This is a genomic window from Stenotrophomonas sp. PS02297, from assembly GCF_029959705.1.
In the GTDB taxonomy this organism is placed as follows: domain Bacteria; phylum Pseudomonadota; class Gammaproteobacteria; order Xanthomonadales; family Xanthomonadaceae; genus Stenotrophomonas; species Stenotrophomonas nitritireducens.
In genome coordinates this window covers 14,521-30,812 of record NZ_JASCOS010000037.1, presented here as the reverse complement: position 1 = coordinate 30,812, position 16,292 = coordinate 14,521, and the positions used below count along the sequence as shown (strand labels likewise).

19 protein-coding genes are annotated in these 16,292 nt (G+C 69.9%); 8 read left to right on the top strand and 11 right to left on the bottom strand.

What is annotated here, in order from left to right; translation table 11 throughout:
• Positions 1-70: 70 nt before the first annotated feature.
• From QMX80_RS09555 to QMX80_RS09545, 3 genes are all read right to left on the bottom strand, one after another.
• On the bottom strand, positions 71-760 hold the full coding sequence (locus QMX80_RS09555) for a methionine ABC transporter permease (RefSeq protein WP_055770551.1): 690 nt from the start codon (positions 758-760) through the stop codon (positions 71-73).
• The gene (locus QMX80_RS09550) at positions 757-1,764 is read right to left on the bottom strand and encodes a methionine ABC transporter ATP-binding protein (RefSeq protein WP_282276687.1); all 1,008 of its coding nucleotides are present in this window, start codon (positions 1,762-1,764) and stop codon (positions 757-759) included. The genes QMX80_RS09555 and QMX80_RS09550 overlap by 4 nt, the downstream gene beginning before the upstream one ends.
• Before the next feature lie 119 nt (positions 1,765-1,883).
• A complete protein-coding gene (locus tag QMX80_RS09545) occupies positions 1,884-2,795 on the bottom strand; it encodes a DMT family transporter (protein ID WP_282276685.1) in 912 nt (303 codons plus the stop codon).
• Here QMX80_RS09545 and QMX80_RS09540 point away from each other — a divergent pair.
• Genes QMX80_RS09540 through QMX80_RS09530 form a run of 3 tightly spaced genes read left to right on the top strand, consistent with a single transcriptional unit; the run spans position 2,794 to position 4,279 of the window.
• Positions 2,794-3,183, top strand: a complete 390-nt coding sequence (locus tag QMX80_RS09540; protein WP_282276684.1) for a hypothetical protein — start codon at positions 2,794-2,796, stop codon at positions 3,181-3,183. The two genes, QMX80_RS09545 and QMX80_RS09540, sit on opposite strands and share 2 nt — an antisense overlap.
• Positions 3,184-3,243: 60 nt before the next feature.
• Complete coding sequence (locus tag QMX80_RS09535) at positions 3,244-3,729, top strand: YajQ family cyclic di-GMP-binding protein (protein ID WP_273082979.1); 486 nt, start codon at positions 3,244-3,246, stop codon at positions 3,727-3,729.
• 4 nt (positions 3,730-3,733) lie between these two features.
• Positions 3,734-4,279: a DUF1415 domain-containing protein gene (locus QMX80_RS09530; protein ID WP_282276689.1), complete on the top strand. Its 546-nt coding sequence runs from the start codon at positions 3,734-3,736 to the stop codon at positions 4,277-4,279.
• Between the two features lie 326 nt (positions 4,280-4,605).
• Here QMX80_RS09530 and QMX80_RS09525 read toward each other — a convergent pair whose 3' ends face one another.
• The 4 genes from QMX80_RS09525 to QMX80_RS09510 form a co-directional block, all read right to left on the bottom strand.
• Complete coding sequence (locus QMX80_RS09525) at positions 4,606-5,286, bottom strand: HAD family phosphatase (protein ID WP_282276683.1); 681 nt, start codon at positions 5,284-5,286, stop codon at positions 4,606-4,608.
• Positions 5,283-5,990 (bottom strand): pseudouridine synthase, encoded by a 708-nt coding sequence (locus QMX80_RS09520; RefSeq protein WP_055770568.1) that lies wholly within the window; start codon positions 5,988-5,990, stop codon positions 5,283-5,285. The genes QMX80_RS09525 and QMX80_RS09520 overlap by 4 nt, the downstream gene beginning before the upstream one ends.
• Positions 5,987-7,042 carry a class I SAM-dependent methyltransferase gene (locus tag QMX80_RS09515; protein WP_282276682.1) on the bottom strand — a complete coding sequence of 352 codons (1,056 nt, stop codon included), beginning with the start codon at positions 7,040-7,042 and terminating at the stop codon, positions 5,987-5,989. Before QMX80_RS09515 ends, QMX80_RS09520 begins: the two co-directional genes overlap by 4 nt.
• Before the next feature lie 77 nt (positions 7,043-7,119).
• Positions 7,120-9,138 (bottom strand): ATP-binding protein, encoded by a 2,019-nt coding sequence (locus QMX80_RS09510; RefSeq protein ID WP_282276680.1) that lies wholly within the window; start codon positions 9,136-9,138, stop codon positions 7,120-7,122.
• Between the two features lie 185 nt (positions 9,139-9,323).
• Between QMX80_RS09510 and QMX80_RS09505 the strand changes: the two genes are divergently transcribed.
• A complete protein-coding gene (locus QMX80_RS09505; RefSeq protein WP_282276678.1) occupies positions 9,324-9,893 on the top strand; it encodes a DUF3016 domain-containing protein in 570 nt (189 codons plus the stop codon).
• Between the two features lie 67 nt (positions 9,894-9,960).
• Here the strand turns inward: QMX80_RS09505 and alr are convergent, their stop codons facing one another.
• Both alr and QMX80_RS09495 read right to left on the bottom strand, forming a co-directional pair.
• Positions 9,961-11,037 (bottom strand): alanine racemase, encoded by a 1,077-nt coding sequence (gene alr / locus QMX80_RS09500; RefSeq protein WP_282276677.1) that lies wholly within the window; start codon positions 11,035-11,037, stop codon positions 9,961-9,963.
• Positions 11,037-12,305, bottom strand: a complete 1,269-nt coding sequence (locus QMX80_RS09495; protein WP_282276676.1) for a D-amino acid dehydrogenase — start codon at positions 12,303-12,305, stop codon at positions 11,037-11,039. Before QMX80_RS09495 ends, alr begins: the two co-directional genes overlap by 1 nt.
• Positions 12,306-12,506: 201 nt before the next feature.
• Between QMX80_RS09495 and QMX80_RS09490 the strand changes: the two genes are divergently transcribed.
• Entirely contained in the window at positions 12,507-12,986 is a 480-nt protein-coding gene (locus QMX80_RS09490) for a winged helix-turn-helix transcriptional regulator (RefSeq protein WP_055770585.1), read from the top strand.
• A 68-nt stretch (positions 12,987-13,054) separates the two neighbouring features.
• Here QMX80_RS09490 and QMX80_RS09485 read toward each other — a convergent pair whose 3' ends face one another.
• Both QMX80_RS09485 and QMX80_RS09480 read right to left on the bottom strand, forming a co-directional pair.
• A complete protein-coding gene (locus tag QMX80_RS09485; protein ID WP_156358019.1) occupies positions 13,055-13,225 on the bottom strand; it encodes a hypothetical protein in 171 nt (56 codons plus the stop codon).
• A 152-nt stretch (positions 13,226-13,377) separates the two neighbouring features.
• On the bottom strand, positions 13,378-13,755 hold the full coding sequence (locus QMX80_RS09480; RefSeq protein WP_282276672.1) for a classical arabinogalactan protein 4: 378 nt from the start codon (positions 13,753-13,755) through the stop codon (positions 13,378-13,380).
• 127 nt (positions 13,756-13,882) lie between these two features.
• On the opposite strand from QMX80_RS09480, the gene msrB reads away from it, so the two are divergent.
• The 3 genes from msrB (at position 13,883) to motB (ending at position 16,250) form a co-directional block, all read left to right on the top strand.
• On the top strand, positions 13,883-14,350 hold the full coding sequence (gene msrB, locus QMX80_RS09475; RefSeq protein WP_282276670.1) for a peptide-methionine (R)-S-oxide reductase MsrB: 468 nt from the start codon (positions 13,883-13,885) through the stop codon (positions 14,348-14,350).
• A gap of 73 nt (positions 14,351-14,423) precedes the next feature.
• Positions 14,424-15,278 carry a flagellar motor stator protein MotA gene (motA, locus tag QMX80_RS09470; RefSeq protein ID WP_055770594.1) on the top strand — a complete coding sequence of 285 codons (855 nt, stop codon included), beginning with the start codon at positions 14,424-14,426 and terminating at the stop codon, positions 15,276-15,278.
• A gap of 3 nt (positions 15,279-15,281) precedes the next feature.
• Positions 15,282-16,250, top strand: a complete 969-nt coding sequence (motB, locus tag QMX80_RS09465) for a flagellar motor protein MotB (RefSeq protein WP_282276669.1) — start codon at positions 15,282-15,284, stop codon at positions 16,248-16,250.
• Positions 16,251-16,292: the final 42 nt, after the last annotated feature.

The following is a 16,292-nucleotide window of genomic DNA, read 5'->3' as shown; positions in this document are numbered from 1 at the left end:
GGCTTCAGCCGCGAACGCTTTCATGCGAAAGCCCATCGCGGCTGAAGCCGCTCCTACGGCGAGCGCGCGCTCAACGGCGAGTGTAGTGGCGCACCAGCCGGTCGCCCAGCATCTGCAGCAGCTGCACCAGGACCAGCAGCAGCACCACCGTGACCAGGGCCACGTCGGTATGCGAGCGCTGGTAGCCGTCGCGGAAGGCCAGGTCGCCAAGGCCGCCGGAACCGATCGCGCCGCCCATGGCGGTGAAGCCGATCAGGGCGATGGTGGTGACCGTGGCGCCGGCGATCAGGCCGGGCCGCGCTTCGGGCAGCAGCACCTTGAACACCAGTTGCGCGGTGGTGGCGCCCATCGCCTGGCTGGCCTCGATCACGCCGCGGTCCACCTCGCGCAGCGCGGTCTCGACCAGGCGCGCGTAGAACGGCGCCGCGCCGACCACCAGCGGCAGGATCGCGCCGCGTACGCCCAGCGAGGTGCCCATCAGCGCCAGCGTCACCGGGATCAGCACGATCATCAGGATGATGAAGGGCACCGAGCGCAGCACGTTCACCGCCAGCGCGGTCACGCCATACAGGACCGGGCGGCGGCGCAGCTGTGGCGAACCGGTCAGGAACAGCAGCACGCCCAGCGGAAGACCAATCGCCATGGTCAGCGGCAGCGAGCCGGCCAGCATCAGCAGCGTATCGATGGTGGCCTGGCCGATGTCGGCCCATTTGCCGGCATCTAGGTGGCGGAAGAAACCGCCGGCGGTCGCGACGATCATCGGCGCAGCTCCTCCACGTGCACGCCGGCGTCGACGAAGCCGGCCTGGGCGGCGTTCTGGTCGCCGCCCACCAGGGCCACGGTCAGCTGCCCGTAGGGCGTGTCCTTGATCCGGTCGATGCGCCCGGACAGGATGTTGTAGTCCACCCCGGTCTGCCGCGCGATGCGGCCCAGCAGCGGCTCGTAGGTGCCGTCGCCGAGGAAGGTCAGGCGCACGATACGCCCGCCCACGGCGGCGAAGTCGCGGTGCAGCTCGCCCTCGTCCACGTGCTCGGATTCGGACACGAAGCGGCGCGTGGTCGGATGCTGCGGGTGCAGGAACACCTGGCTCACCGGCCCGCTCTCGACCAGGCGGCCGGCATCGAGCACCGCCACGCGGTCGCAGACGCGGCGGATCACGTCCATCTCGTGGGTGATCAGCACGATGGTCAGGCCCAGCTCGCGGTTGATCTTGGACAGCAGCGACAGCACCGACGCAGTGGTCTGCGGGTCGAGCGCGCTGGTGGCCTCGTCGCACAGCAGGATCTTCGGCTCGGTGGCCAGCGCGCGGGCGATGCCCACGCGCTGCTTCTGCCCGCCGGACAGCTGCGCCGGGTACTTGGCCGCATGCGCCTCCAGGCCGACCGTGCGCAGCAGTTCGGCCACGCGCGCGTCGATCTTCGCCTTCGGCGTGCCGGCCAGTTCCAGCGGGAAGGCGACATTGCCGGCCACGGTGCGCGCCGACAGCAGGTTGAAGTGCTGGAAAATCATGCCGATCCGCCTGCGCAGTGCGCGCAGGCCCTGCGCGTCGAGCGCGGTGGCGTCCTGGCCGTCGATCAGCACGCGGCCGCCGCTGGGCTCCTCCAGCCGGTTGATCAGGCGGATCAGGGTCGACTTGCCGGCGCCGGAATGGCCGATGATGCCGAACACCTCGCCGGCGCCGATGGTCAGGTCGAGCGGATGCAGCGCGGTGATCGCGCGGCCTTCCACGGCATAGGATTTGTGCAGGTTCTGGAACTCGATCACGGCCAGGGAACAGGTGGACGGACGACAAGGGCGGCAAGCCTAGCAGCGCCGCGGTCGCGGCGCCCGCACGGGCAGAGGGAATCTTATTCCTTTTGGTTCTATGAAGACCGGCGCAGGGTTCAGGGGTGGTCGACCTGCGCGGCCCGGCGCGCGTGCTGGACGCGCTCGCGGTGCAGCAGGTACAGGCCACTGGCGACGATGATCGCCGCGCCGATCCAGGTCATGCGGTCCGGCAGCACGCCCCACAGCAGCAGGTCCCAGCCGATCACCCAGACCAGGCCGGTGTACTCCAGCGGCGCGATCATCGACGCCTGGCCCAGCTGGAAGGCCCGGGTCAGCGCGATCTGCCCCAGCGCGCCGGCCAGGCCCATGCCGGCGATCAGCCCGGCGTGCTTCCACTGCAGCGGCTGCCACTGCGGCCAGGCCAGCAGCCCGGCGCCGACCGCCATGATCAGCAGGAACCACACCACCATCGACTGCGGCGTATCGGTGCGGGTCAGCAGGCTTACCGTCACCGCGGCGATGGCATAGGCGGTGGCCGCCAGCAGCACCATCAAGCCCGGCAGCGAGATGAAACCGTCCACGCCCGGGCGCAGCACCACCAGGACGCCGACCAGGCCAATGGCAATCGCGACCCAGCGCCGCGGCCCGACCCGTTCGCCCAGCAGTGGCACCGACAACGCCGCCACCAGCAGCGGCGCGACGAAGTAGATCGAATAGGCGGTGGACAGCGGCAGGCTGCGCAGCGCGTAGACGAAGCAGCCGATCATCACCATGCCCAGCGCACCGCGCAGCAGGTGCAGGCCCCAGCGCACCGGCACCAGCGAACGCGGCCCGGCGGTGGCCAGCACCCACACCAGCACGAACGGCAGCGAGGCGGCGCCGCGCAGCATGGTCACCTGCAGGGTCGGGTAACCGGCCGACAGCAGCTTCATGCCGGCATCCATCAGCGAGAAGAAGGCGACGGCGGACAGCATCCACGCCACGGCGGCGGCGGGAGAACGCGGGATGGGCGGGGAGGAAGCGGACATGGCCCGATTATCGCAGGCCGTGCCGGCGCCCGCCGCGCTGCCGGCGCCGGATTTCGCCGCCGGGGGCGGAGTGGCGCCGGCCGGCGACCTGCCGCGCTTCGTGCAGACCCTGCGCGATGGCCGGTTGCCGCCCCTGCCGCTGTTCATGGAGGCGACCACGCCGCAGCGCGAATTCATGGGACCAGGCTTCTTCGCCACCGGCGACGGCCCGGACGTGCCCGGGCGCGGCCTGCGCCGGGGACATGGCGGCAATGCGGACGGCATCTGCATCGACGTGCGCCGCCTTCCGTACACGGGCGAAGCCGTGATCGCGGTGTCCAACAGGGGCGCGCCGGCCTGCTTCGCGGCGTCCAACCCGCTGCATGCGCAGCGGAAGGGCTCACCCTGACGGCGGCGCCATGGAGCGATCGCCTAGAATGGCCGCTGTTTTCCCGCCAGGAGCTTTGCCATGCCTTCCTTCGACGTCGTGTCCGAAGTCGACAAGCACGAACTGACCAATGCCATCGACCAGGCCAACCGCGAGCTGTCCACGCGCTTCGACTTCAAGGGCGTGGCCGCCAGCTTCGAACAGGACGGCGACAAGCTGATCAAGCTGGCCGCGCCCAGCGATTTCCAGCTCAAGCAGATGGCCGACATCCTCAAGCAGCGCCTGGCCGCACGCAGCATCGATTTCCGTTGCATGGAATTCGGCGACGTCGAGACCAACCTGGCCGGCGCGCGCCAGCAGGTCACGGTCAAGCAGGGCATCGAGCAGAAGCTGGCCAAGCAGATCGCGGCGAAGATCAAGGAATCCAAGATCAAGGTCGACACCCAGATCAATGGCGACAAACTGCGCGTGAACGGCAAGAAACGCGACGACCTGCAGGAAGTGATCGCGCTGCTGAAGAAGAACGAGTTCGAGCAGCCGCTGCAGTTCGACAACTTCCGTGACTGAGTCCATGCACGCCGACGCCGATCCGATCGCCGACACCCGCCGCTGGCTGGAGAAGGCGGTGATCGGGCTGAACCTGTGCCCGTTCGCCAAGGCGGTATACGTCAAGGAGCAGGTGCGCTTCGTACTCAGCGACGCCACCACGCCCGAGGCGCTGCTGGAGGAACTGGCCGAGGAACTGCTGTTCCTGCGCGACACGCCGGCCGAGCAGGTCGACACCACGCTGATCGTGCACCCGCAGGTGCTCACCGATTTCCTGGACTACAACGACTTCCTCGACAACGCCGACGCGGCGGTGGAGGCGCTGGACCTGCAGGGCATCCTGCAGGTGGCCAGCTTCCACCCGCACTACCAGTTCGCCGGCGCCGCGCCGGACGACGCAAGCAACTACACCAACCGCGCGCCCTGGCCGACCCTGCACCTGCTGCGCGAGGACAGCGTGGAACGCGCGGTGGCCGCGTTCCCGGACCCGGACGTGATCGTCGAACGCAACATCGCCACGCTGGACCGGCTGGGCGTGGACGGCTGGAACCGGCTGCTGGCCGGGGAGTGATGCTCCATTCCCTGTTGGGAAAGCCCCAGCGGGGCGTTGCCCCGATCTACATGGAAACGTGGATCGCTGCCGCTCTGTAGCGCCGGGCAGCGCCCGGCGTGGCGTGGCCGGTAATGCCCCAGCGGGGCGGTGCCCCGCTCTACATGGGAACGTGGATCGCGGCCGCTCTGTAGCGCCGGGCAACGCCCGGCGGGGCCTGGCCGGTAATGCCCCAGCGGGGCGTTGCCCCGCTCTACATGGAAACGTGGATCGCTGCCGCTCTGTAGCGCCGGGCAGCGCCCGGCGGGGCGTGGCCGGTAATGCCCCCAGCGGGGCGTTGCCCCGCTCTACCGGGACAGCAACGGCTGCAGCAATCCGCGCACATCGTGCAGCGAACCGGCGATGGCATGGCCCAGCGCACGCACGTCCGCGTCCGGCTCCAGCAGGTCGGGCACCTGGATCACGGTCATGCCCGCGGCCAGCGCCGCGCGCACGCCGGTGGGCGAATCCTCCAGCGCCAGGCAATGGCGCGGCTCGATGCCCAGCTTCGCCGCGGCGAGCAGGTAGATATCCGGCGCCGGCTTGGCATGGGCGACATCGCTGCTGGTCGCCACGTGCTCGAAATACGGCAGCAGGCCGGCGCTTTCGAGCTTGCGCAGCGCCAGCGGGCGCCGCGTGGACGTCGCCACGGCGCGCGGCACGCCATGGGCCACCAGGGTGTCGAGCAGATCGATGATGCCTGGCCGGTGCGGTACGCCGGCGGCCACCAGGCCGTCGTAGCGCGCGTAGGAATCCTCCAGCAGGGCATCGACCGCGCCGGCCCCGACCTGGGCGGCGATGCGCTGGCGGGTGAACGCGTCGCTGGAACCGATCAGCGACAGCAGGAAGGCCTCGGGCAGGTCGTGCCCGGCCGCGGCGCCGGCCTGCGCGAGGCAGCCCAGCAGGGCGCGCTCGCTGTCCAGCATCAGCCCGTCCATGTCGAAGATCACCGCCTGCGGCCGCGCCGCCAGCTCCACCAGCAGGGTCATTGCGCATCCCCGAACAGCGTCTGCAGGTCGGTGGCCGACAACTGCCGCCATTGCCCTTCCGCAAGATCGTCCAGCGCGAGCCCGCCGATGCGGCTGCGGTGCAGCGCGTCGACATGGTTGCCGACCGCGGCGAACATGCGCCGTACCTGGTGGTAGCGGCCTTCATGCAGGGTCAGCCGCGCCTGGCGCGGGCCGAGCACGTCGAGCTCGGCCGGCAGCAGCGGCTTGTCCTCCGATTCCAGCAGCAGCGCGCCGCTGGCGAAGGTCGCCGCCTCGTCGCCGCGCAGGTCCTGCGCCAACCGCGCCTCGTAGACCTTGTCCAGTTTCGACTTCGGCGACACGATCCGGTGCAGCAGCGCGCCGTCGTCGGTCATCAGCAGCAGGCCGCTGGTATCGCGGTCCAGCCGGCCCACCGTGGACAGCAGCGGCGAGCGCTCGCGGAACCGGGCCGGAAGCAGGTCGTAGACCAGCCGGCCCTGGTCCTTGGTCGAGCAGGTATAACCGGCCGGCTTGTGCAGCATCAGGCTCAGGCCCGGTGGCGGGTCCAGCGGCTCTCCATCGATGCGGATCGCATCGTGCTCGACCTTGTCGTCGGCATACAGCACCTCGCCGTCGGCATCGGTGACGCGGCCTTCGCGGAACAGCCACTGCACCTGCTTGCGGCTGCCGTAGCCGAGATTGGCGATGTGCTTGACCAGCTTCATGCGCGGCCACCGCGGGTGCCGACGATGACCTTGAAGCCGTCGCGCTCGGCCGCCACGCGCACCTGGCCGAAACTGTCGGTGAGGATCTGCTCGTAGGGCAGGTGCCGGTTGGCGACCATGAACAGCCGGCCACCCGGGCGCAGCGCCTGCGCGGCCACGGCGATGAAGCGCTGGCCGATGTCCGGCCGGTCTTCGCGGGCGGGAGTGTGGAACGGCGGATTGGAAACGATGAAGTCGTAGCGGCCGTCGATGCCGGCGGTGACGTCATGCCAGCGGAAATCCAGCTGCGCGTGGCTGCCGGCCAGATTGTGCCGGGCCAGCGCCAGCGCGCGCGATTCGGCTTCGTACAGGTCCAGCGCCGTCACCTTCGGGCAGCGCCCCAGCACTTCGGCCGACAGATAGCCCCAGCCGGCGCCGAGATCGGCCCCGCGCCCGGCCAGGTCGGCCGGCAGCTGCTCGACCAGCAGCGCCGAGGCCGGGTCGATGCGGTCCCAGGCGAACACGCCGGGGCGGCTGCGAAAGCGCCCGTCCATGATCGGCCGCGGCGCGTCCAGCGCCGCCCAGCGCGCGCGCAGCGTTTCATCGTGGCCGCCATCCAGCGGCGCGGTCCAGAACACGCGGCAGTGGTTCTTGGTCAGCTTGCCGCCCAGGCCGGCGAGTTGCTGCAGGTCGCTTTCGCCCGAGCGCGCGCCTTCGTTGTTGGACTGGCAGGCGACCAGCACGCCCCCCGGCGCCACGCGCTCCAGCGCCCGCGCCAGCAGCGCGCGGGCCTCGTCGCGCTGGCGCGGCGGCAGCACCAGCACCAGCGGGTAACGCGCGTCCGCTGCGTCCAGTCCGGTCTCGTCGCGTACGTCCCAGCCACCGCGCTCCAGTGCCTGCGCGAACGGACGGAAGCTCTGCACGCAGGCCAGTTGGCCCGGCGCGGCATGCTCCCGCAGCGGCCAGCCCTCGCGCGCGCGCAGGAACAACACCGACCCCTGCGGCCATGGCAGGGCGCCAGCGGCGAACGGGAGGAACAGGGTCTGCAGCGGGGCGTCTTGGGCGGCGGCCATCGCGGAATATCCAGCGGAACGTAGCCGGCCATTCTAGCGGCCCGCCCGGGCGGGGGCCCGCTGCCGCGTTTCCGGGTTCAGCCGCGGCTGCAGGCCTCGCGGATCGCCCCGACCAGCTGCGCCACGCTGTACGGCTTGGCGACATGCTTCTGGAAGCCGGCCGCCAGCGCGCGGCGTCGGTCGTCGCCCCGCGCCAGCGCGGTCACCGCCACCGCCGGCAGCTCCGCCGCGGACACGCCCATGGTTTCGCGCAGGGTCCGCACCAGTCCGTAGCCATCCATGCCGGGCATGCCGACATCGCTGACCAGTACGTCGAAGGCGGCGTGGCCGCGCAGGTCGAGCAGTTCCAGCGCCTCGGCCGCGGACGCCGCCGCCACCACCGTGGCGCCCTGTTCTTCCAGTACCCGCCGGAGATAGGCCAGCACGTCCGGCTGGTCCTCCACCGCAAGGATGCGCGTCCCGGCCAGGGCATGGGCGGTCACCACCTGTTCGCCGGCCGCGACCCGCTGCACCATGCGCCGCGGTCGCCCGGCGCTTTCCACGCGGTACACCGGCAGGCGCACGCTGAACGTGGCGCCCTGGCCGGCACCCGCGCTCTGCGCGGAGACCGATCCGCCATGCAGTTCGGCCAGCTGCTGCACGATCGCCAGGCCCAGGCCGAGGCCGCCGTGGCGGCGGGTGGTGGTGCCGTCGGCCTGGCTGAAGCGGCTGAACAGGTGCGCGAGGAATTCCGGCGCGATGCCGTCGCCGTTGTCGCGCACGTCCATCACGTAATGCCCGTCCTCCTGGCGCAGCGCGACCTCGACCCGGCCTTCGACCGGCGTGAACTTGATGGCGTTGGCCAGCAGGTTCCACAGCACCTGCTGCAGCCGCGTCGCGTCGCCCAGCACCGGGCAAGGCGCCTGCGGCACGTCGACCACCAGGGCCTGCGCCTTGCCCTGCGCCACCAGTTCCTGCAGGCGTACCGCTTCGCGCACCTGCTCGGCCAGGTCCAGCACCTCGACCTCCAGCTGCACCTTGCCCAGCAGCATGCTGCTCAGGTCGAGCATGTCCGACATCAACCGCTTCTGCGCCATGGCGCTGCTGGCGATCACTTCCACCCCGCGGCGCATCGGATGGTCGGCCTCCATGCGCTGCAGCAGCAGCTCACTCCAGCCCAGGATGGTGGTGAGCGGGGTGCGCAGTTCGTGCGACAAGGTGGCGAGGAATTCGTCCTTCACCCGTGCCATGCCTTCGGCCGTGTTGCGCGCGGCGCGCTCGGCCTCCAGCAGTTCCTCGCGCGCCATCTCGATCTCGCGGCGCTCGGTAATGTCCGGGCTGTTGCCGGCCAGGCCGATGAAGCGGCCATCGGCCGAGAAGCGCGGCGCGGCGTTCATTTCCAGCCAGCGCCACTGGCCGTCGTGGCGGCGCAGGCGGGCGCTCAGATGCAGGTCGCGCTCGCTGGACAATGCCTCGGCCAGTGCGTACTCGAAGACCTTCAGGTCTTCCGGGTGCAGCAGCCCTTCCCACCAGCGCGGCCCGAAGCAATGGTCGCCATCCAGCCCGAAGAAGCTGCCGAAGGCATTGTTGACGAAGCGCACGTGGCCCAGGTCGTCCAGCACCCAGACCGGCATCGGCAGGCCGTCGGCCAGCGCGCTGAAGCGCGCTTCGCTTTCGACCAGGTCGGTCTCGATCTGCTTGCGCCGCGAAATATCGAAGAACAGCACCGCGACGCGACGCGCCGCCGCCGGCCCCAGCCGCACCGCCTCGACCGAATACCAGCGCCCGAGCTGCGGCAGGTAGCGCTCGAACTGCACCGGCATGCCCTCGCCGACCACCCGGCCGAAAACCCGGAACCAGTATTCGTCCAGCCCCGGCAGCACTTCGGTGGCGCGCCGCCCGATGACATCGGCCAGGCCGGTGATGCGTCCGAATGCCGCGTTGACCCTGCAGTGCACGAAGTCCACTGCACGGGCCTCGTCGAACAGCACCTCGATCACGCAGAAACCGGTGCCGACGGCCTCGAACACCTCCTGGTACAGCAGGGAGCTGTCCAGCCCCGCGGCTACCGGTGGCGCCGGCGGCGGGACGAACGGCTCCAGTTCGGGCGGATGCATGCTCAAGGCGGTGGGCGGGTCTTTGCGGCGGCGCGGCAACGGAAGGAAAGTCTGGGCGTGCAACTATCCACGGCATGTGATGATGAACCGTCCGCAACCCGGCTCCAACCGCCCGGCGCCCGGCGATTGCCCGGCACGGAGATCGCCCCCACACTGCATTGCACACCCGTCACCGGAGGTTCGTCATGAAGACCCCGACTTTTGCCGCATTGGCGCTGGCCTGCCTGCTCGTGGCGGGCACCGCCGCCGCCCGTCCCGCCAGCGTCACCGACCCGCAGGCGCCGCGCGCCCTGGCCGAAGAAGGCCCGGTGCAGGTGCAGTGGAACGACCCGTCAGGCTTCACCGAGCTGCGCCAGAGCCGCAACCGCTGGGAAGCCGAACGCGGCAACTGGGTGGTGAACCTGGCCGAATATCTGCGCAAGCAGGCCTCCAGCAAGCTGCCCGAGGGCCAGCAGATGGCCGTCACCATCACCGATATCAAGCGCGCCGGCGATTACGAGCCCTGGCACGGTTCGCGCATGGACGAGGTGCGCTTCATGCGCGACATCTACCCGCCGCGGATCAGCCTGCAGTTCACCCTGACCGACGCGCAGGGCCGGGTGATCGACCAGGGCGAGCGCAAGCTGGTGGACAACGCCTACCTCTATGGCAACACCCGCCTGTCGGACACCGACCCGCTGCGCTATGAGAAGCGCCTGCTCGACGACTGGCTGCGCCGCGAGCTGCGCGACGACCCCGCCACCGCCGGGCTCTGACGCCGGCGTCGGTACGCACGACTGCAGGAAGGAAAAGGGCCGCGTTCGCGGCCCTTTTCCGTTGCGCCTATTGGGACAGATAGACGCGCGGCGTGCGCTTGAGGCTGCAGGGCAGCCGGTAGGCGCTGGTGTTGCAGCGCGGCGCCAGTTCGGAAATGGTCGGCGACGTACCCCACAGCTGCACGATGCTGCCCAGCCCCGCCTGCGGGTGGTCGGTCAGGTCGATGGTGAGCATGTCCATCGATACCCGCCCGATCAGCTGGCCAGGCACGCCGTCGATCTGCACCGGGGTGCCGTTGGGCGCGAACTGCGGGTAGCCGTCGGCGTAGCCCATCGCCACCACGCCCACGCGCGTGGGCCGCTGGGCGACGAAGCGCGCGCCATAGCCCAGCGGTTCGCCGGCGGCGATCTCGCGCACCGCGATCACCCGCGACTGCAGGGTCATCACCGGGCGCAGCTGGTCCGCGTACGGACTCGGCTGCGGGTACAGCGGATCGGCGCCGTACAGCATCAGGCCCGGGCGTACCCAGTCGCTGCGCACCTGCGGCCAGCCCAGCAGCGCCGGCGAGTTGCACAGGCTGGTCTCGCTCGGCAGGCCGTCGATGGCGCGGCTGAAAGTCTCCAGCTGTTCCAGCGTGCGCGGGCTGTCCAGTTCGTCGGCGCGTGCCATGTGGCTCATCAGCACCATCGGCGCGACGTGCGGCAGCGCCGACAGGCGCGCGTGCGCGGCGCGGAACTCGTCCACCGACAGGCCCAGCCGGTGCATGCCGCTGTCCAGCTTCAGCCAGACCTGCAGCACCGCATCGGTGCGGAACGCGGCCACCGCCTCGACCTGCCACGGCGAAGCCACCGCGGTCCACAGGTCGTGCTCGACGATCAGCGGCAGTTCGGCGGCGTCGAAGAAGCCTTCCAGCAGCAGCACCGGCCGGGTGATGCCGGCCTGGCGCAGCTCCAGCGCTTCCTCGATGCAGGCCACGCCGAAACCGTCGGCCTCGGCCTCCAGCGCGCGCGCGCAGGCGACCGCGCCGTGACCATAGGCGTCGGCCTTGATCACCGCCAGCGCCTTGCCGCCGCCCAGCTGGCGCGCCAGCCGGTAGTTGCCGCGCAGCGCCTCCAGGTCGATCAGGGCCTGTGCCGGGCGCATCAGGCCGCTCCCCGTCCGCCGTAGCGGAAAATGTCCATGCCTTCGGTGCTGATCTGCGGCTTGCGCCCGGCCATCAGGTCGGCCAGGTAGCGGCCGGAGCCGGCGGCCATGGTCCAGCCGAGGGTGCCGTGGCCGGTATTGAGGAAGAGGTTGCTGTACGGCGTGGCGCCGACGACCGGGGTGCCGTCCGGCGTGGCCGGGCGCAGGCCGGTCCAGAACTCGGCGCGGGACAGGTCGCCGCCCTGCGGGTAGAGGTCGTTGACCACCTTTTCCAGGGTGGCGCGGCGGCGCGGATCCAGCGACAGGTCGAACCCGGCCACCTCGGCCATGCCGCCGACGCGGATGCGGTCCTCGAAGCGGGTCACCGCCACCTTGTAGCTCTCGTCCAGGATGGTCGAGGTCGGCGCCATCGCCGCGTCGGTGATCGGCAGGGTCAGCGAATAGCCCTTGAGCGGGTAGACCGGCAGGCGCATGCCCAGCGGCGCCAGCAGCTGCGGCGAGTAGCTGCCCAGCGCGACCACGTACTGGTCGGCGGTCTCGAGCCTGCCGCCGATGCGCGCGCCGGTGATGCGGTCGCCGGCGCGCTCCAGCCCGGCCACGTCCTGGTCGAAACGGAACTCGACGCCAGCCGCGGCGGCCAGCGCGGCCAGCCTGCGGGTGAACAGCTGGCAGTCGCCGGTCTGGTCCTCGGGCAGGCGCAACGCGCCGACCAGGGTATCGGCCTTGCCGGCCAGCGCCGGCTCCACGCGCACGATGCCCTGGCGATCCAGCACCTCGTACGGCACGCCGTACTGGCGCAGCACTTCGATGTCCTGGGCGGCGGCGTCCAGCTGCTGCTGGGTGCGGAACAGCTGGGTGGTACCCAGCTGGCGGCCTTCATAGTCGATGCCGGTGGCCGCGCGCAGTTCGTTGATGCAGTCGCGGCTGTAGTCGGACATGCGCACCATGCGCGCCTTGTTGACCGCGTAGCGGCCGGCGGTGCAGTTGCGCAGCATCTGCCACAACCAGCAGTACTGGGCCATGTCGGCGGTGGGGCGGATCGCCAGCGGCGCATGCTCCTGGAACAGCCACTTGATCGCCTTGAGCGGCACGCCCGGCGCGGCCCACGGCGAGGTATAGCCGAAGGAGAGCTGGCCGGCGTTGGCGAAACTGGTCTCCAGCGCGGGAGCCGGCTGCCGGTCCACTACCGTCACCTCATGCCCCGCCTGTCGCAGGTACCAGGCACTGGTCGTGCCGATCACACCACTGCCGAGTATCAGAACCCGCATCGCTCGCTCCTGGGACCCTGCGCACGCCCCGGCGACCACGCGGCGGGAGCGGCGGACAGGCATCAACCCTATCAATTCCCTGCACCGGATCGGGCAGGGACCATGAACCGCGCAGTATATTCAGCAGATACCAGTGTTTTTTCCCGTATTGAAGGATAAAACAGGGTAATTTCCCGTTTCCTTCACGCAAAACAGAGCGCCATGGCCACCCGCAGCCGCGAACTGGACAAGATCGACCGCCGGATCCTGCGCATCCTGCAGGCCGAAGGCCGCATCTCCTTCACCGAACTGGGCGAGCGCGTGGGGCTGTCCACCACGCCCTGCACCGAACGCGTGCGCCGGCTCGAACGCGAAGGCGTGATCACCGGTTATTACGCGCGGCTGGACCCGCAGTACGTGAAGGCCGGGTTGCTGGTGTTCGTGGAGATCTCGCTGGCCTACAAGTCCGGCGACATCTTCGAGGAATTCCGCCGTGCCGCGCTCAAGCTGCCCAACGTGCTGGAGTGCCACCTGGTCTCGGGCGACTTCGATTACCTGCTCAAGGCGCGCATCAACGAGATGGCCTCCTACCGCAAGCTGCTCGGCAGCACCCTGCTCAGCCTGCCGCATGTGCGCGAGTCCAAGAGCTACATCGTGATGGAGGAAGTGAAGGAGACGCTCAGCCTGCCCATCGCCGATTGATCGCCGCCTGACGGCAAAGCGGCGGGACAAGCCCGCCGCTTCCTCATCGGACAATGCCCGCCACGCTGTCAGCGGCGGTCCCGCTCCGGCGCCTTGTGCGCCTGCTTGTCCGGCTTTGCGGCGGCTTCGCTGCCGCTGGCCATCTTCGACGGCCGCTGCGGTTCCTGCTGCGCCGGCTGGCCGGCATTGCGCTGCGGGGCATGTCCCTGGTTCGGCTGGTTGTGGTGCATGTTGGACATTTCGATACTCCGGTACGGCATGTGGACGCGCATCGACTGCGCACGCGCACAGTGCGCCCGGGACCGGTTAAGCACGCGCCAAGGCACCGTGATCCAGGCCGTGACCTCGGTGACTGCGCGGGCCGCGTTGCCCGCGGTTAAGCCGCCTGCGCTCAGCGCACGATGCGCACGCCGTCGCCACTGGGCACGGTGTCGTGGTAACGGCCGGTGCGGGTGTCCATCACCCGGCCAGGCCCGGCCGGGCGCATGCCGTTGAGCCGCCGCCCGTCGTGGTCGTACACCGGCACCTGCGCGGCCGGTTGCGGCTTCGCGGCAGGCCTGGCCGCCGGTTTGCCAGCCGGCGCCGGGCGCTCCAGCCGTTCGCGCAGGCGCTCGTTGTCGGCAGCCTGGCCGGAGGCCTCGCTGGCCGGCTTCGAGGGCGGCGGCAGGCTCACCGGCCGGGTCTCGGTAGGCGGTGGCAAGGGCTTGAGCTGGGCCAAGGCCGGGGTGGTTGCCAGCATCGCAAGCAGCAGTAGAGGAATCCGTTTCATCGGGCACTCCCACAGGTCCATGTATGGCGATCATGCACCACCGGCGCTGCCGGCGCGGTAAACGCGCCGGTTGGAGCCGTGCCGGCCGGCGCCTACCATGGCGGTCCACCCCCACGGAGGCGCCCCCATGACCGCTTTCGACCTGACGCCCCCCGATGCCGCCCAGCGCGACGCCCTGGTCGCCGGCCTGGACGACGACGAACGGCGCGTCCTGCTCCACCACGGTACCGAGGCCCCGTTCTGCGGCGTGTTCCTGGACAACAAGCGCGAAGGCACCTATTGCTGCCGGCTCTGCGGCCTGCCGCTGTTCCGCTCCAGCACCAAGTTCGACTCCGGCACCGGCTGGCCGAGCTTCTTCGCCCCGTTCGACCCGGCGCATGTGGCCCGCATCCGCGATGCCAGCCACGGGATGGTGCGCACGGAAATCGTCTGCGCCCGCTGCGGCAGCCACCTCGGCCACGTGTTCCCGGACGGGCCGCCGCCGACATTCGAAAGGCATTGCCTCAACTCGGTTTCGCTGTCCTTCGTCGGCCGCGGCAGCGCCTGGCCGGATCCGCTGCGGCGCGGAGGCGCCGAATCGACGGCCTCCGACTGAGTTCACATTTTTCCGCTTCAGTTCCGGCCGGCGCGGCCGACAACGGGATATCCCCTTCCGTGTCCCGCGCCCCATGCTCATCATCGTCGGCCTGCTTGTCGTCATCCTCAGCGTGCTTGGCGGCTATGTGGGCGCGCACGGAAAAATCGGCGCGCTGTGGCAGCCCTTCGAACTGGTGATCATCGGCGGCGCGGCGCTGGGCGCCTTCCTGGTCGGCACCCCGGCCAAGACGGTGAAAAAGACTCTCCAGGCCGTGGTCGGCGTGTTCAAGGGGCCCCGCTACAAGCAGCAGGACTACCTGGATGTGCTCAGCCTGCTGTACGAACTGCTCAACAAGGCGCGCCGCGAAGGCTTCATGTCGCTCGAGGAGCACGTCGAGAACCCCGTCGAAAGCCCCCTCTTCGCCAACTACCCGAAGATCCAGGCCGACCACCACCTGGTCGACTTCATCACCGACTGCCTGCGCCTGATGATCGGCTCCAACATCGAGCCGCACGAGCTGGAACCGCTGCTGGAACTGGAGCTGGAAAAGCACCACCACGAGGCGATGGAACCGGCGCATGTGCTGGCCAAGGTCGCCGACGGACTGCCCGGTTTCGGCATCGTCGCCGCGGTGCTGGGCATCGTCATCACCATGGGCTCGATCGGCGGCGACATCAAGGAAGTCGGCGCACATGTCGCCGGCGCGCTGGTCGGCACCTTCCTCGGCATCCTGCTCGGCTATGGCTTCATCGGCCCGATCGCGGCCGCGGTGGAAGCCCGCGCCGAACAGGACTCGCGCATCTACGAGTCGGTCAAGACGGCCCTGCTGGCCTGCCTGCGCGGCTACAACCCGAAGATCGCCCTGGAGTTCGCGCGCAAGACCGTGCCGTCGGCGCTGCGCCCCGGCTTCACCGAGTTCGAACAGCACCTGAAGTCGGTCAAATAAGCCATGGCCAGCACCGATGCCAAGCCCACGGTGATCGTGCGTCGGGTGAAGAAGATCCAGGGCGGCGGCCACCATGGCGGCTCGTGGAAGGTGGCCTATGCCGACTTCGTCACCGCGATGATGGCCTTCTTCCTGGTGATGTGGCTGCTGGCCACCACCAGCAAGCCCGATCGCGCGGCCATTTCCGAGTATTTCCGCAATCCCAGCCCGCTCAGCGGCACCAGCAGCACCCCGGCCCCCGGCATGGCCGGTCCCGGCGGCGCCAGCACCTCGATGATCAAGCTCGGCGGCGCCACCGACGTCTCCCGCGGCAACAGCAACGACCCCTTCCAGAACCAGCGCGAGTCCATCCCCACGCCGGTGGACGAGCGCGAACGCGAGAAGAAGCAGCTCGAGGCGCTGAAGCAGGAGCTGGAGCAGGCCATCGACAAGAGCCAGGCGCTGGAGCCGTTCAAGGACCAGCTGCTGCTGGACATCACCCCCGAAGGGCTGCGCATCCAGATCGTGGACAAGCAGAACCGGCCGATGTTCGACATGGGCAGCGCCAAGCTGATGCCGTACACCCGGGAAATCCTGCGCGAGCTGTCGCGCTTCATCAACCAGGTGCCCAACCGCATCAGCATCGGCGGCCATACCGACATCACCGCCTATTCCACGCAGCTGGGCTACAGCAACTGGGAGCTGAGCGCGGACCGCGCCAACGCCGCGCGCCGCGCCCTGCTGGAAGGCGGCATGGACGAGGACAAGGTGGCGCGGGTGATCGGGCTGTCCTCCTCGGTGCTGTTCGACAAGACCGATCCGCAGAACCCGATCAACCGCCGCATCAGCATCGTGGTGATGACCAAGGAGGCCGAGGCAGCCGCCCTGTCGGCCATCGCCGCGCTGCCCGTCCCCGTCCCCGTCCCTGTCGCCGCTCCGCCCACCGCCGTCGGCGACGAGGCGGCCATGGCGCCCGGAGCCGGCACCCACTGAAGGCCGCGCCGCGGCACCGGTTCGGCAACGACGGGAGCGGCC